The organism is Glutamicibacter sp. NPDC055354 (assembly GCF_053644955.1).
On record NZ_JBSHMB010000001.1, the window covers coordinates 1,032,615 to 1,048,568 of the forward strand.

13 protein-coding genes are annotated in these 15,954 nt (G+C 58.2%); 2 read left to right on the top strand and 11 right to left on the bottom strand.

Annotated elements, in window-relative coordinates; translation table 11 throughout:
* Positions 1-17: 17 nt before the first annotated feature.
* The 10 genes from murD to dinB all read right to left on the bottom strand — a co-directional run bounded on the left by murD (position 18) and on the right by dinB (position 12,237).
* A complete protein-coding gene (gene murD / locus ACWICV_RS04765; RefSeq protein ID WP_402470821.1) occupies positions 18-1,562 on the bottom strand; it encodes a UDP-N-acetylmuramoyl-L-alanine--D-glutamate ligase in 1,545 nt (514 codons plus the stop codon).
* Positions 1,544-2,647: a phospho-N-acetylmuramoyl-pentapeptide-transferase gene (gene mraY, locus ACWICV_RS04770; protein ID WP_105656803.1), complete on the bottom strand. Its 1,104-nt coding sequence runs from the start codon at positions 2,645-2,647 to the stop codon at positions 1,544-1,546. Before mraY ends, murD begins: the two co-directional genes overlap by 19 nt.
* On the bottom strand, positions 2,644-4,101 hold the full coding sequence (locus ACWICV_RS04775; protein ID WP_400288277.1) for a UDP-N-acetylmuramoyl-tripeptide--D-alanyl-D-alanine ligase: 1,458 nt from the start codon (positions 4,099-4,101) through the stop codon (positions 2,644-2,646). Before ACWICV_RS04775 ends, mraY begins: the two co-directional genes overlap by 4 nt.
* A 50-nt stretch (positions 4,102-4,151) precedes the next feature.
* Positions 4,152-5,744, bottom strand: coding sequence for a UDP-N-acetylmuramoyl-L-alanyl-D-glutamate--2,6-diaminopimelate ligase (locus ACWICV_RS04780; RefSeq protein ID WP_105656805.1), 1,593 nt, complete (start codon positions 5,742-5,744; stop codon positions 4,152-4,154).
* Complete coding sequence (locus ACWICV_RS04785; RefSeq protein WP_332727142.1) at positions 5,738-7,552, bottom strand: peptidoglycan D,D-transpeptidase FtsI family protein; 1,815 nt, start codon at positions 7,550-7,552, stop codon at positions 5,738-5,740. Before ACWICV_RS04785 ends, ACWICV_RS04780 begins: the two co-directional genes overlap by 7 nt.
* Before the next feature lie 74 nt (positions 7,553-7,626).
* Positions 7,627-8,397, bottom strand: a complete 771-nt coding sequence (locus ACWICV_RS04790; protein ID WP_105656806.1) for a hypothetical protein — start codon at positions 8,395-8,397, stop codon at positions 7,627-7,629.
* A 1-nt stretch (position 8,398) separates the two neighbouring features.
* Positions 8,399-9,391 (bottom strand): 16S rRNA (cytosine(1402)-N(4))-methyltransferase RsmH, encoded by a 993-nt coding sequence (gene rsmH, locus ACWICV_RS04795; protein ID WP_454090665.1) that lies wholly within the window; start codon positions 9,389-9,391, stop codon positions 8,399-8,401.
* Positions 9,392-9,561: 170 nt separating this feature from the next.
* Entirely contained in the window at positions 9,562-9,975 is a 414-nt protein-coding gene (gene mraZ / locus ACWICV_RS04800; RefSeq protein ID WP_038990697.1) for a division/cell wall cluster transcriptional repressor MraZ, read from the bottom strand.
* Positions 9,976-10,504: 529 nt separating this feature from the next.
* Complete coding sequence (locus tag ACWICV_RS04805) at positions 10,505-10,888, bottom strand: DUF3040 domain-containing protein (protein WP_105656808.1); 384 nt, start codon at positions 10,886-10,888, stop codon at positions 10,505-10,507.
* 182 nt (positions 10,889-11,070) lie between these two features.
* Positions 11,071-12,237, bottom strand: coding sequence for a DNA polymerase IV (gene dinB, locus ACWICV_RS04810; protein ID WP_400288283.1), 1,167 nt, complete (start codon positions 12,235-12,237; stop codon positions 11,071-11,073).
* Positions 12,238-12,399: 162 nt separating this feature from the next.
* On the opposite strand from dinB, the gene ACWICV_RS04815 reads away from it, so the two are divergent.
* Entirely contained in the window at positions 12,400-13,506 is a 1,107-nt protein-coding gene (locus tag ACWICV_RS04815; protein WP_400288285.1) for a polyprenyl synthetase family protein, read from the top strand.
* Between the two features lie 100 nt (positions 13,507-13,606).
* On the opposite strand, the gene ACWICV_RS04820 is transcribed toward ACWICV_RS04815, so the two are convergent.
* Positions 13,607-13,960 (bottom strand): Rv2175c family DNA-binding protein, encoded by a 354-nt coding sequence (locus ACWICV_RS04820; protein WP_105656811.1) that lies wholly within the window; start codon positions 13,958-13,960, stop codon positions 13,607-13,609.
* A 206-nt stretch (positions 13,961-14,166) separates the two neighbouring features.
* Here ACWICV_RS04820 and ACWICV_RS04825 point away from each other — a divergent pair, with 206 nt between their 5' ends.
* Positions 14,167-15,894: a LysM peptidoglycan-binding domain-containing protein gene (locus tag ACWICV_RS04825; protein ID WP_454090664.1), complete on the top strand. Its 1,728-nt coding sequence runs from the start codon at positions 14,167-14,169 to the stop codon at positions 15,892-15,894.
* The last annotated feature ends 60 nt before the right edge of the window (positions 15,895-15,954 follow it).

The window sequence follows — 15,954 nt, forward strand, 5'->3', positions numbered from 1 at the left end:
ATTCGGTCAGCTTTCGATTACTGGTCTTCGCCAGTTTTATCCATCAGATCACTGACGGCAGAGATAAATGCGTTGCCACGCTGGGCGTAGGAACTGAATTGGTCCATCGAGGCCGCGGCGGGAGCCATGAGCACGGTATCCCCTGCTTCGGCTACTTCGGCAGCCTTGGAGACCGCACGCGTCATGACCTGGGCGCCGCTCGGAACCGAACCGTCACCGCCCTGCGCTGCTCCGGTGATGTCGATGACTTCAACCTCTGGCGCGTGGGCAGCGAGTGCTTGGCGCAAACCGGCGGTGTCGGTGCCGATGAGCAAGACCTTGGCCAGGCGCTGCGCGTGCTTGGCGATCAAGTCGCCGTATTCCACGCCCTTGGACAAGCCACCGGCAATCCAGACCACACGGGTGAATGCGGCCAACGAAGCATCGGCCGCATGCGGATTAGTGGCCTTGGAATCATTGATCCACAGGATGTCGTTCTTGCGGGCGACGGCCTGGATCCGGTGATCGCCGGAGTCGAAGTTCGCCAAACCCGCAGCGACAGCTTCTGCATTCACTCCGTACGCGCGGGTCAGCGCCGCCGCGGCAGCCGCGTTCGCGGCGGTGTGGCGCGGAACAATCTCGCCGATGTCCTTCAGGGCGATCAGTTCCACGGCACTGGTCTTGCGCTCTTCGATGAAGGCGCGGTCCACCAGCAGGCCTTCGACAACACCCACCATCGATACTGCTGGGGTATCGGTGGTGAAGCCGATAGCACGGCAGCCTTCGATGACTTCCGCGTTTTCCACCATGGTGATGGTGCGCTCATCGGCGGCGTTGAAGATCGCTGCTACCTGGGTGCGTTCGTAGATCTTGGCCTTGGCGGCCTTGTAGTTGTCGAAGCCGCCATGCCAGTCCACGTGGTCTTCGGCCAGGTTCAAGACCACCGAGGCAAGCGGAGAAATGCTATGCGTGTAGTGCAGCTGGAAGCTGGAGAGCTCGACGGCGAATACGTCATAGTCCACCGGTTCGCGTACGGCATCCAGGATCGGGGTGCCGACGTTGCCGACGGCGATGGCCTTCAGCCCATCGGCGCGCAGGATCGCCTCGGTCATGCCCACAGTGGTGGTCTTGCCGTTGGTGCCGGTAATCGCCAGCCACTGTGGTGCTGTGTGGCCGGCACGGTTCTGCACGCGCCAAGCCAGCTCGATATCGCTCCAGATCTCGATGCCCTCGGACTCGGCCTCTGCGATGACCGGATTACGGGGATTCCAGCCTGGGGAAACCATGACCAGCTGGGCCGGCTTGCCATCGACCAACGGCAGGGCCTGGACGTTCCCGTCGCCCAGCAGCACCTCATGGGCCCCGACGATCTTCAGCGTCTCGGCACGTTGCTGGTTCAGCTGGTCATCGCGGCCGTCGATGACGGTGACGATGGCACCCAGCTCGATGAGGGTGTCGGCCGCAGAGAATCCGGAGAGTCCCAGTCCGGCGACGACTACGCGCAGGCCTTTCCAATCAGCATCCCAGCTGGTTAGCGAGTCAAGAGATTTGCCAGCGTCTACGCTCACAGTGCGACAACCCATTCAGAGTAGAAGAGACCCAGGCCCGCGGCCACGAACAGGCCGGCAAGGATCCAGAATCGGATAACAACGTTTTCTTCGGACCAGCCCGAAAGCTCGAAGTGGTGCTGCAGCGGCGCCATCTTGAACACGCGCTTGCCGCCCGAGAGCTTGAAGTAGCCCACCTGGATGATCACCGACAGGGAGATGATTACGAACAGGCCGGCAATTACCACCAGCAGCAGCTGGGTGCGCGAGAGGATCGCGAAGGCAGCCACGGCGCCGCCGATGGCCAGCGATCCGGTGTCGCCCATGAAGATCTTCGCCGGCTTGGCGTTGAACCAGAGGAAGGCGATCAGCGCACCGGAGAGGGTGGCCCCCAGCAGGGCCAGGTCCTGCGGGTCGCGTACCGAGTAGCAGACGTCCAGCGAGTCCATGTTGCTGCAGGCCTGGTTCTGCTGCCAGATTCCCATCAGGGTGTAGGCGCCGAAGACCATGATCGAGGCACCGGTAGCCAGTCCGTCCAGGCCATCGGTCAGGTTCACGCCGTTGGTAGCACCGGTAACGATGAAGTTCGCCCAGAGCACGAACAGGATCATGCCCAGCATCGGGCCTGCGAAGGCCAGGTCGATGTTGGTGTCGCGCAGGAAGGAGATCGCGGTAGAGCCCGGAGTCAGGCCCTGGTCATTGGGGAACTGCAAGGCCAGCACGGCGAAGCTGATGCCGAAGAATGCCTGCAGGACAATCTTCTGCCAGGCGCGCAAGCCCAATGAGCGCTTCTTGAAGATCTTGATGAAGTCATCGAGGAAGCCGACCAGCCCCATGCCGCCGAAGAGCATCAGGACCAGCATTCCGCTGGCGGTAATTCCCGAAGAAGTGCGTCCCATGAGCGAAAGGATGCCATGGGTGGCGAAGTACGCCACGAACACGGCCAGGACGAAGACCACTCCGCCCATGGTCGGGGTGCCGGACTTGATGGCGTGCGAGTTCGGCCCGTCGTCGCGCACGACCTGGCCGTATTGCTTCTTGGTGAGCAGGCGGATGTACAGCGGCATGGCCACCATGGTCAGCACGAGGGCAATGCCGGCCCCCAGAATCAATGCGATCATGCGTTGTCGCCTTCCTTCGCGAATGCTGCAATGTCGTCGCCGAGGAAGCGTAGACCGGCCCCGTTAGAGGACTTGAACAAGGCGATGTCGCCTGGCTGAAGCTGCTCTTGCAGCAGCGCGCGAGCCTCATCTACGTCTTCAACGTAGAAGGCCTCGTCGCCCCAGCTGCCTTCGAGCACAGCGGAGTTGTAGGCGGGCTTTGCGCCACGGCCTACCACTACAAGTTTCTTGATGTTCATGCGAACTGCCATGCGGCCCAGCAGGTCGTGCTGGTGGATGCTGTCATCGCCCAGTTCCAGCATTTCGCCCAGGACTGCCCAGGTGCGTCGGCCCGGTGCGCCGTCGGCGCCCAGGCCCAATTCGGCCAGGGTCACCAGCGCAGCGCGCATTGATTCAGGGTTCGCGTTGTACGCGTCGTTGATGATGCTCACGCCGTCAGCGCGCTCGATGCGCTCCATGCGCCAGCGGCTGCCGGCAGCGCGGCCTTCCAGGCCTGCGGCGATCACTTCCGGTGCGATATCCAGGGCCAGTGCAGCGTTGGCCGCGGCGAGGATATTCGAGACGTGATGGCGTCCCAGGAGGCCCGAGGTGATGCGCTTGCTGTAGCCGCCAGGGAATTCAAGAGTGAGCTCTGGCTGCCCGTGGGAATTAACAACAACGTCGGTGGCCCAGACCCCAGCGTTTTCCGGCTTGTTCTTTCCGGTGCCGAAGAAGCGCACGACTCCCCCGGAACGCAACTCCATGCGTGCCACGCGGGGGTCTTCAGCATTCAAGATGGCCGTGCCATCGGCTGGCAGGGCTTCAACGAGTTCGCCCTTGGCCTTCTCGATGTTCTCCACCCCGCCGAATTCGCCGGCGTGGGCGGTACCGACGCACAACACGACACCGACCTGCGGGTGCACCATATCTGTCAGGTACGTCAGGTGGCCAATGCCGGTGGCCCCCATCTCGATGACAAAGTACTTGGTCTCTTCGGTGGCGCTGAATACCGTCAGCGGGACGCCGACTTCGCCATTGTACGAACCGATGGGCGACACGGTCGGCGCCACTTGCGACAGAATACCGGCGAGCAGGTCCTTGGTGGTGGTCTTGCCGGCCGAACCGGTGATTCCCACGACCTTGGCGTCGTTCTTTTCCTTGAGAAGGGCAACGATGTGCGCGGCAATTTTGCCCATTGCTTCTACCGCGTCTTCAATGATGATCGCCGGGTGTTCCCTGCGGTCTTCATCGTGGGTAATGCGTTCGGCTAGGGCCAGCACTGCGCCGGCGGCGCGTGCACGGTCGATAAAGGCGTGCCCGTCGGAGAATTCTCCGGGCTTGGCGACGAATAAGGCACCCGGGACGACTTCGCGCGAGTCAGTGGTCACGGAAGTGATCACCGTGTCGGAGGCGGCTGTAGCAGTCGCTTTTCCGCCGGTGATTTCCAGCAGGTCGGTCAGAGACAGTTCAATCATGGCAATAAGGACTTTACACTTGAGCGGTGGCGATAGTGGACTTGTACGTTCTAGGAATTGGTCACAAATCCATGAAGATTCAGTGCTTTCGCTAGTTCCACTCGATCATCCAGTTCCACGTCAATTCCCGCGACGTCTTGGCTGACTTCATGTCCCCGCCCGGCCACGAGAATCGCGTCGTTGGCTTCGGCCAAACTCACAGCGAACTCTACGGCTTTGGCGCGTGGCGCGATGTTGTGAAGCTGCACCTGCGGACGCTCGGAATCGAGAACTTGCTGTGCTCCGGCGGCAACCTGGGCGCGGATCGGAGCCGGGTCTTCGCTGTGCGGGTCGTCGTCGGTCACAATGACGATATCCGCGTGGCGGGCTGCCACCGCTCCCATATCCGGGCGCTTGGTCTTATCGCGCTCTCCGGTGGCGCCGAAGACGACGATCCGGCGTCCCTGCTCCCCCGGACGGATGGAATCCAAAGCCTTTGCCAGTGCATCCGAATTATGGGCGAAATCGACTACGGCTACCGGAGATTCGGCTACGACCTGCATCCGCCCTGGAACGGCGACCGACAGCGGATCCTTGGAGTCCAAGGCCTGCTGCAGGGCTTCGAGGTCCGCACCGCCGGCCAGCACCATCAAGGCCGCCAGCGCCCCGTTGGCGACGTTGAACATACCTGGAAGCAGGGTGCGGGTCCGCAGCTGGCGCCCATCCCGGTGCACCAGGGTGAAACTGTGGCCCAATCCGCAGTGCGCCAGTTCGGCAACCCTCCAGTGCGCCGAAGGGTGCTCGCCGTCGAGGCTCAGGGTCTCGGTAGGCACCAGCGCGCGCTCGGCCAGGCGCTGGCCGTATTCATCGTCGACCATGACCACTGCGCGCTCGGAGCGTTCCGCGGTGAATAGTTCGGCCTTGGTTTCGAAGTACTCGTCCATCGTGCCGTGCAGGTCCAAGTGGTCCTGGGTCAGGTTGGTGTAACCGGAAACGGCAAAGCGCAGGGCGTCAACGCGGCCATAGCTCAGCGAGTGGCTGGATACCTCCATGGCCACCGACGTGACTTCCTGCTGCGCCATGCGCGAGAGCACGCCGTGCAGCTGGGTGGACTCCGGGGTGGTCAGCACGCTGGGGATGATCTGCCCGCGGGCGGACATCTCAATCGTGCCGATCAGGCCGGTTTCTTCGCCCAGTGCGTCTAGGATCGCGCGGATCATGAAGGTTGTGGTGGTCTTGCCGTTGGTGCCGGTGACAGCGAACAGCTTCGGGCTGCGCTGGTCGGTTCCGTAGACGCTCTGCGCGATCACGGCTGCGGATTTGCGTACATCTGCAACGACTGCCACCGGGATCGAGAGGTCATCGCTGAGGAATTCGAGTCCTGCAGTATCGGTGATCAGTGCGACAGCACCGTTGCCGATGGCGGTTTCCACGAATTCGGCACCGTGGCGCTTGGCGCCGGAAATACCCAGGAAGACGTCACCACTCTGTACGATCTGCGGGTTGAGGCTGACGCCGAGGATTTGCGGAGCGGCATTGAGCAGCGCTCCAGTTCGCACCGCGCCAGCTGTGCCGCAGAGCTGGTCGAAGCCAAGACCGGCGATGCTCTCTGGGCGTAGGTACCGTTCTAGCTCACGCGGAGTGTCGGGGTTCTGGACTACCAAGATTTCTTCTGATCCTCACCTACAAAGACGTCATACGCCTCTGACTTTGTCGTGCTCGGTGGCACATTGAATGTGTTGAGAGTATGGCTCATAACATCGGTAAACGTGTCAGCTACCGAGAAGTCTTTCCAGTTGCCCTTTGGCCTGTACATGGTTGCCACGACGACGAACTGCGGATCTTCCAAGGGAGCGACACCTGCAAAGGAATAAGTATATCCGTCATAGCCCTTGGCGCTTGCCGCCTGGCCTGTACCGGTCTTGCCGCCCACGCGGTACCCGGGAATACGCTCCTTGTATCCGGTACCGTCGTCAACGACCGATTCCATGAGCTTGAGCATTTCGTCAGCGGTGCTTTTCTTGACCACGCGCTTCTTTTCCGGTGCGGGGATCTTGGTGATGGTACCGTCTTCGTTGCGGTAGCCCTCAATCAGGCTTGGCGAAAGGCGAACGCCGCCATTGGCCAGGGACTGGAAAATTGAAGCGGTGTGCAGCACGGTCTGCGAATAGCCCTGGCCGAACATGGTGGTGTACTGCTGGCGGCGGTCCCAATTATCGGGGTGCGCCAATTGGCCAGCGCTAGCGCCATTCAAGCCGACGCGGATGGGCGAACCCAATCCGAAGGCACGCATGTAGTCGTAACGGGTCTGCTTGCTCATGGTATTTCCGACCATCACGGTGCCGGTGTTGTAGGAACGGGCGAAGATGCCCGAGACCGTCATGTCGTACGTTGGGTGTTCCAACGAGTCATTGATGGTTTCCTTGGTGAACGTCTTCTTATTCGGCACACGCATCTCGGTCAGCGGATCCACTCCGCCCTGGTCGATAGCCGCCGCGAAGATCGCGGCCTTGCCTGTGGACCCTGGCTCGAAAGCACGGGTGATGGAGGTGGAGCGGCGAAACTCCGGCTTGGTAGCGCCTGGATCATTCGGGTCCAATTCAGCGGAGTCGCCGATGGCGAGGATCTTGCCGGTATCCGCTTTCATGACGACCACGGAAACCCACTCAGCGTTGAACTGAGCTTGCTTCTTTTCTGCTGCACGCTGGGCAACGTAGTTGATGTCCGAGTCGATGGTCAGGATGACGTCCTGGCCATCGACTGCAGGAGTTTCTTCGACCTCGGTGACGGGAATGCGCACGCCATCGGCGCTGATCTCGAACTTGCGGCTGCCGGCCGTGCCGGCCAGGTGTTCCTCCTGGCTCAGTTCCAGGCCTTCGGCTCCCACCACGGCTGTTTGGTCTTCGGAGTTGCGCACGAACCCCAGCAGTGGTCCTGCAATTACGCCTTGCGGATACTGGCGTTCGCTGCGCAGCAATGAGGCAAGTCGCGGAATGCCGATTTCGAGGACTTCGTTGCGTACTTCCGGGGTCACGCTCTTGGCGAGCATGACGTACCCTTTAGGCTTGGCGTCGCCCTGCGGGCGAACCTTCTTGGCAAGTTCCTCACGGTCCTGGTCAAGGGTATCGGCTAGTTCGTCAATGGCTTGGTCCCACGTGATGCGTTCCTGGCCATTGGTTCCATCCCGCTTCGCACGGCGAATGTTCTCACCCTGCTCGCGCTGGTCGATGACCAGATCATAGCGGTCTACTGAGACGGCGAGGGTGGTGCCATTGCGGTCTTCGATGGATCCTCGATTTGGCGCAATGTTTTCAACGCGTTCGCGGTTTTCCTGTGCAGCGTTGGCAATGGTTGCCGAGTTGATGCCCTGGACCCAGACCAGCCGGCCCAGGATCACCAGCAGCAAAACCACGGAGAGGAGCAGCACAAAGCGCATTCGCTTTTTCGCAGTGTCGATTGCCGTCGAGCTCACAAAAGAACCTAACTTTCCCTCAGCGTGGTTTTCCAGCAGCGTAGGCCACCTGTATCTAGCTTAGAAAGGGCTAACTACTCTGCTGGGGATTTGATGCTTGGTGCAGGGATCGTGCCCCCGTTAAGCTCAGCGTCATTGAACACTGGGCGGCCATCACTGGCAACTTCACGTTCAGCTTTCTCCGGCTTCACCTCTGGTTCCTTGGAACCTTCAGTGGCACCGGACTCCTTCTGTGAATCTGCTGAGGCTTTACCCACAGTGGTCTTCGGCGTGTTTGATGCGTTGGCTTCAGTTTTGCTTTCACCCTTGCGGATGCTGTCGCCCGGCAGCGGAATAGTTCCGTATTCCTGCTTGCTGTTCTTTGCCTTGACCGCCTTCTCAGCGTCTTGGGCAACCTTGCCCTCAGACAGGCTGATCAGCCCTGGAGCACCTGGCGAAACCAAACCGAGGTCCTTTGCCTTGGCGGCCAGTGCCTGTGGCGCCGCCAAGGACTGGGCCTCCTTCAGCAGTGCCTGATTCTCTTGGGAAAGCGCACGCTCTTGCGAACGCAAGTTCACGATGTCGTACTGCCGCTGAGCTACAGAAGTATTGAGCAGCACCAACGTAACGATCACGCTGAATGCCAAGACAACGAGCACCGCAGACATTGTGAACATGGAGCGCTTGCTGGTTTCGTTCATCTTAGGAACCAACGAAAGAGTTACGCGCTGACGCGAATCGCCTTTAGGCAGGTTGCTAGCTGGGACGGGCTCGGGTCGCATTGCACGCGCAGTATTACCGTCGACAACAGGCTGGTTGTTCACGGCTGCGGTCTTCTGCACGCGGCGCTGGGCTCGTTGGCTCATGCTAGCTCCTCTTCAACACTCGTTCCACAGCTCGCAAGCGGGCTGAGGCTGCACGTGGATTTTCTGCTATTTCGTGGTCGCTTGGCTTCTCGGTGCCCTTGGTGAGCACCTTGTATTCAGCTTTGTGTTCGTCCAGCTCCACCGGGAATCCCGGAGGGGCCGACGAGGTAGATCCATGGACGAAGTGCCGCTTGGTGATTTTGTCTTCCAAAGAGTGGTAACTCATCACGACGACTCTTCCGCCGACGTTCAAAGCTCCCATTGCCGCCGGGATCGCACGTTCCAAGACGTCAAGTTCCTCATTCACTGCAATACGCAATGCTTGGAAGGTCCTCTTGGCCGGGTGTCCGTGGTTTCGAGCTGCCGCCGCGGGCACAACGCTGCGGATCACTTCAACTAGTTCAGCAGTGGTAGTGATGCGGCTCTTGGCGCGTGCCTCGACGATTGCCGTCGAGATGCGTCCAGCAAACTTCTCTTCGCCCCACTGTCGAATAATTCGAAGCAGTTCGTCGCGTTCCAAGTCGTTGACCAGGTCCTCGGCAGTTGGGCCAACAGAGGTGTCCATGCGCATGTCCAGCGGTGCATCATACGAATAGGCGAAACCCCGTTCACGCTCATCGAGCTGCAGCGAGGAAACGCCAAGGTCGAACAGAACACCGTCGACCCCCGGGAACCCCAGATCTTCTACGACATCCGCAATTTCGTCATACACCGCGTGCACGAGGTCGATGCGGTCCTGGAACGGGGCGAGCCGTGCACCGGCAAGTTCGTGAGCCTGCTCGTCACGGTCTAGACCGATCAGGTGCAAATTGTCGAACCGCTTAAGGATGGCTTCGGAGTGCCCACCCATCCCGAGGGTGCAGTCAACCACAATTGCCCGACGGCCTTCAGCATTGGCTCGCTCAATACCTGGAGCTAGCAAATTAACGCATCGGTCCAGAAGTACTGGAACGTGGCGTTCGGATGCTGGTCGCTGGGAATCCTGATTTGGCACTGCGCCCCCTTTCGCTTTCGATCTGCTGTTGAGATCAGATCCCCCTCCAACCGAGTGGCGATCCAACCTTCTGGCTCCGGGGAAGTGAAGCCAGACGATTTTCTACCCCAAGGTGGCTGGAGATCTCATCTCAACAAACGTGGTGTTTTGTCGGTGTAGGGCACAAGGCCCTAATCTTCGTCAGTATCGGAGAACACGTCTTCTTGTTCATCCAAGTACTGCTGCCATGCGGTCGAATCCCAGATTTCAATACGGTTACCCGCACCGATAACTGTGACCTCCCGATCAAGGCCTCCATAAGTGCGCAGCACTTGCGGAATCGTTACGCGCCCCTGCTTATCTGGAACTTCATCCGAGGCCCCTGAGAGGAACACACGCGCATAGTCGCGTGCTCGTCGGGAGGTCAAGGATGCCTGCGCCAGCTGCTCGTGCTGCTTCTCAAATTCCCGCTGGCTGAAAACGTATATGCAACGCTCTTGGCCGCGAGTGAGAACCAGCCCATAGGACAGCTCATCTCGATACTTAGCTGGAAGAATCAACCGACCTTTTTCATCAAGACGCGGTGTGTAAGTTCCAAGGAACATGCACACCACCTTTCCCGTGAAGTGGCCAGAAGCCCCATTCTCCTCTACTTGCCTCCACTTTACTCCACAACCCTCCACTGTCAATGCAATTTCAGTGGTTTCGCGAGGGTCTGGACTTAAAAAACACCTGAATCTAGCGGATGCTCAGCCTATGTTCAGGTGGAGGGATGGGAATCCTCCCGCTGCATGATCCAGTATTTTTCAGAGATTCCACACGCAAAATCCGCGGAATATAGCTATTTTTAGGCGCGGTGGTGGGAAGTGGAGGAACCTGGGGAGGGAAGTGGGGGCCTGCCTGACCGGCGAGGTGGACGTGAACCTTGGAATCTGCAGAGAATTCAAGATCACTTGCAAAGTCGCGCGGCCCTCAGATAGGCGCACCGAATATCCAGGACATCCAACTTCCCGAATTGAACGAAACCCATGCGCCCCGGCATGAGGTGCACGGTGACCGTAGGGACGTGAGAAGCCGGGCTTAAACAAGAAAAGAGGTGCAACCCTAGGGGTCACACCTCAATATCAATGCAGATCAGCTATCGGACTGATCACGCTTTCGCTGGTTCCATTTTTCTTCCAGGCCGGAAAGGAACTGCGAATTGTTCTTGGCTGCAGATTTTGATCCCGTTCCGTTGGACGGACCAATTTTTCCAGTAGCCGATTTAGTCAGGGCAAGCAGTACACCCGCGAACATCACCGCAAATCCGAGAACGCCTACGATGATGATGTGCTGCGAGATTCCAAAGATGAGTCCCGCTAGGCCGACGATTACCAGCAAGATACCCAGAGCAATATTTCGGGTCGACAAACGTCCCGTGCCCGATGGGCCTTTCATGCTCGAAGCGAAGCGACGGTCTTCATGCAGCTGCTTTTCCAACTGCTCCAACAAACGCTGCTCGTGTTCCGATAGCGGCATCGTCTTCTCCTTCCAAAGGCAATCTCGACGGTCGTCCACCGTCTTCAAGTTCAACGTCGGGTCGAAGGGAAAAGTTCCCTGAATTCGATCGAACTTAATTCAAGGATAGTCTCTTTTGCACCCGCCCTGCTAGTTGATCTTCCCCACTGTCCAGATATCCATACGTTCTACACAGAATGTGTTTATTCCTTGGGGCGCAGAAAACGTGCTGGGGTCACGATGGACTGCGGGAATCTCTGTCCGATCTGGTCAGCGATGCGTTCCGCTTCTCGGGCTTTCTCTTCGCGGGGGTCCAAGCTAAATTGCAGACCCAACTCGTAATCTTGCAACCGTTCAGCTTTCACCCCGATCAGCCGGACCGGTTGCGGCATAGGGGTCAATTTTCGCAGAAGGGCCAGCGCGGACTCGCTAATTTTCGTTGAAGAATCTGTCGCAGCTGCGAGCGCCTTCGAACGCGTAATTCCAGAAAAGTCCTTGTACTTGATCTTGAGCCCAACACCGTTGGCTGATTTGCCGTGCCGCCGCAGCCGTTGACCGACCTTATGGCTCAGCCGCAAAAGTTCGCCCTCAAGCACCTGGGGATCGGTGATATCCACCGCAAAGGTATGTTCCGATGAAATGCTCTTCTCATCCCGGCTAACCTCCACCGGACGGTTATCGATCCCCCGCGAGAGCAAATAAAGGGCGCGGCCGTGTTCCCCCAACCGGCTAATCAATCTTGCTTCTGGCTCGCCAGCGAGTTGCCCCACGGTCTCAATCCCCAAGGAGTGAAGCTGACTAGCGGTTCGTTTTCCCACGCCCCACATTTTCGACACGGGTAATTCGTGCAGGAATTCTTCGGTTCGCTCGGGTGCAACTACCGCCATGCCGTCAGGCTTGGCGTACGTCGAAGCGAGTTTCGCAACGAATTTATTCCTTGCAATGCCCACGCTGGCCGGCAGTCCCATTTCTTTGCGTATATATTCGCGGATCTGCTGAGCGATCTGCACTGGCCCGCCAAGCATGCGCATGCTTCCAGTAACGTCTAGGAACGCTTCGTCGACACTGACTTGCTCAACCAGAGGCGTCAATGTGCGGAAGTACGCCATGATCTGGGCCGAGGCTTGCGAGTACTTGTGATGGCTCGGCTCGATCACGGTAGCTTGTGGTAGCAGCGGGATGGCTTGGCTCATCGGCATCGCCGAATGGATCCCGCGAGCTCGGCAGTCATAAGACGCAGAGAGCACCACGCTCCGGCCTGAACGGTGGCCTACAATAACTGGCTTGCCTACTAGGTCGGGGCGGTCCCGCAGTTCCACTGAAACAAAGAAGGCGTCCATATCGACATGGAGGATTGCACGATCCACCATTTCAATTCCTCTCCCCTCGTTCGGCTGCACCACCAGCTTACTCGAATGTATATTCGGATTCCGTTCGCACCCCGTGTACTTTGGGTGCCTTCTTCGCCGGGCGGGAATCACCGGTAGAGTTGTTGCTAACCACTAGTTGTTTACCCGTAGAAATGATTTTGCATGTCGATGCCTGATTCTGTGCCGGACCTCAACACTGAAGCCCAGAGCTTGAGCCGTACCTACACTTCTGACGTTGCTCAGTTATTGGAAGAATTCCTGGCTGCGAAAAGCGTTGAAGTTGGTCAGATTACTAGCAGCGCCGTCGAAATCGTCAATGCGATCACGTCACTGACCCGTGGCGGCAAGCGGCTTCGCGCCCTGTTCGCTTTCTGGGGTTACCTCGGTGCAGGTGGTCGGCCCGATGAACGCGACATCGTCCAACTCGGGGTGGCCTTGGAACTCTTCCAAGGAGCCGCGCTGATTCATGACGACATCATCGACAATTCCGATACACGACGCGGTCAGCCGAGCGTTCACAAGCGCTTCGAGGCCCAGCACCGAGAACTTGGGCTTGCGGGGAGCGCAGCGAGCTACGGCATGGCCAGCGCAATCCTTACCGGCGACCTATGCCTGTCGTTGAGCGAGGAAGTTTTCTCAGGTATTGCTTCCCTCAACGCTCGGGCGCGTACCATCTTCAATCAGATGCGCACCCAGGTGATGGCCGGGCAGTATCTTGATGTTCTAGAAGAGTCTGCGGGCCCCGCCTACGATCCGAAGGAAGCGGTCAAGCGAGCTCGCACTATCGTGCGCTTCAAGTCAGCCAAATACTCCACTGAAAACCCTTTCTTGCTTGGCGGCGCGTTGGCCGACGCCAGCGAGGCTCTTATGGAGCGCTACTCCGCATTCGCGCTTCCGCTGGGTGAGGCATTCCAGCTACGTGACGATGTTCTGGGCGTGTTTGGCGATCCAGCAGTCACAGGGAAGCCGACCGGCGGCGATTTGCAAGAAGGCAAGCGCACGGAATTGATTGCCCACGCCCTCTTGCTATCAACTTCTGACGAACAGGACTTCATTCAGAGTCGCCTCGGCGCAGTGGATCTCAGCGAAGAAGAAGTGTTGAGACTAAGCGGTATTCTGCGCGATAGCGGGGCCCTGGCGGCCACCGAGCAGAGCATTAGTGAGTTGACCACCCAATCAGATCTCGCCCTGAACGCATTGCACGTCACGCCCCTCGCCTTAGCGGGAATGCAGCAGCTCAGTGATGCAGTGACAAAGAGAAGTAAATAGCGATTCGTTACTAAGACATAACGAAAGGTCTCAACCATCCATGCGATATGGAATACGGTTGAGACCTTTTGTTATTACTGAGGCTAGTTCGTCCGGGCCATTACCAGCCCATGGCCTGCGCCCGCCGACGGATTTCAGTTTTACGTCCGGTGCGCAGAGCATTCATTGGAGTGCCGGGCAGCGATTCATCCTCGGTGAACAGCCAAATAACCGATTCCTCATCGGAGAAGCCGGCATCCAAGAGTACCGAAAGAGTGCCCTTCAGGCTTTCCACCACTACTCCGTCTTGGAGAAAATCTGCAGGGATCGAACGGACATTGCGAGCGCCAATTCTCAACGAAACAATGGCACGCTCATCCAGCAGTCGGTGCACGCGGCGAATATCTACATCTAATTCTTCAGCCACATCGGGCAGGGTCAGCCACTGGCCGACGAGATCTACGGTTTCCTTCACCCCTTAAGGTTCCCACAAATTCCTGATCCGCGCAGAAATTTGGATGAAACTCACCTCAGCAGTTCCCATGAGTCACAGGAGTAGTGTAAATTTTCTTGTATCACTTTGATAACAATTGCATCACAGTCAACATGGGGAACCACTTCCCCTCTGTTACCTGCGGAGCAAAGCCCGTTATTTTCACCGTATAAATGAGGATTGACTCCATGCCCCACGAATCCAAACATGCTTCCAAGCATGCGTTAGGCGTTGTAGCAGGCGCGGCCATTCCCGCTGCGGTCATTGGCAGCCTCGCCTTAGCTCCGGCAGCGCAGGCAGCACCGATGACTGTTCCCAACACCTCAGGAAGCTTTGCCAAGTCGGTAACTCCGGAGACCATCAAGGTCGCTGAAGACCAGATCAAGGCCCACCTGATCGCTTCGCGAGTATCTACGCTGGGATTGCCAGCTAAACGAGATGTTTCCGAAATCAAGATCCCGGCAGGTGCGTCCCTATGGAGCATCGCTCGGGAATATGACACAACCGTGTCAGAGCTGAAGAAGCTCAATAATCTTAAGAATGATTCAATCGTCGCCGGCAAGACACTCAAGGTCTCCGGTCATGCTTTGAAGAACAGCTCCAAGGGCAAGTCTTCGAGCTCGTCATCTTCAAGTACCGCCACTTACACCGTCAAGAACGGTGACACCCTCAGCGGCATTGCGAGCAAGCACGACATGAGCTTGTCTGATCTGTTGAAGAAGAATGACATCTCTGCAAGCAAGGTAATCTTCCCCGGCAATAAGCTGAAGGTCAAGGGTTCGGCGTCGAGCTCCAGCAATACGACGCAGACGAAGAAAACTTCTTCTTCGTCGGGTTCTTCAACCTACACTGTGAAGAACGGTGACACCCTCGGAAGCATCGCCATCAAGCACAATATGAGCTTGTCTTCGCTCCTTAGCAAGAACGATATCTCGGCCAGCAAGGTGATCTTCCCTGGCGACAAGATCAAGGTCAAGGGTTCTTCGTCCTCTGGCTCTTCGTCGAAGTCCTCCCAGAAGAAGTCCTCCTCCTCCGGTTCTTCAAGCTACACCGTCAAGTCCGGTGACACGCTCAGCGGCATTGCGGCCAAGCACGGCATGAGCTTGTCCGATCTGTTGAAGACCAATGACATCTCTGCCAGCAAGCCGATCTTCCCAGGCAGCAAGATCAAGGTCTCGGGTGGCACGTCGTCTTCGAGCTCCTCGCCGAAGAGCACTGCTGCGCCCAAGGCCAAGGCCAAGGCCAAGACGTCGGCCTACTCCGTGAAGTCCGGCGATACTCTCAGTGGCATCGCGACCAGCCACGACATGAAGCTGGCCACCTTGCTGGACTTGAACCCCGAGTACAGCTCGAGCACGCCATTGAAGATCGGCGCCAAGCTGAAGGTTTCGGGCTCCTCGGTTGCACCGTCGGGTCAGGTCAAGAAGCAGAAGATCGGCAATAGCTTCGCTGGTCGTACCTACGCAGATCACGTTGTGCGAGATGCTAACTCGAACAAGGACTACCTTGACTCGATCAGCGTCCCGAGCCGCGGCGAGATGCAGGACCTCATCCGTTCCACTGCAAAGAGCATGGGCGTTGACCCGGCTCTGGCGTTGGCTCACGCGTACCAGGAGTCTGGCTTCAACATGCGTGCGGTCTCCCCTGCTAACGCCGTTGGCGCCATGCAGGTACTGCCAAGCACCGGTGACTGGATCGCATCGGTCATTGGCCAGGACCTGAACGTCCTGAACCCACGGGATAACGTTGTCGCTGGTGTCGCAGTAATTGCCTACAATTTGGACAACACCGACAACCTGGACAACGCAATCGCATCGTACTACCAGGGTCTGGCCGGTGTTCGTAACAACGGCATGTACGAAGACACCAAGCATTATGTAGCCAGCATCAAGGCTCACATGAAGAATTACCGCTAAATAGCCAAAAGGAGAGGCGCTTCCAACACGGTGTGTTGGAAGCGCCTCTTTTTTGTTGCA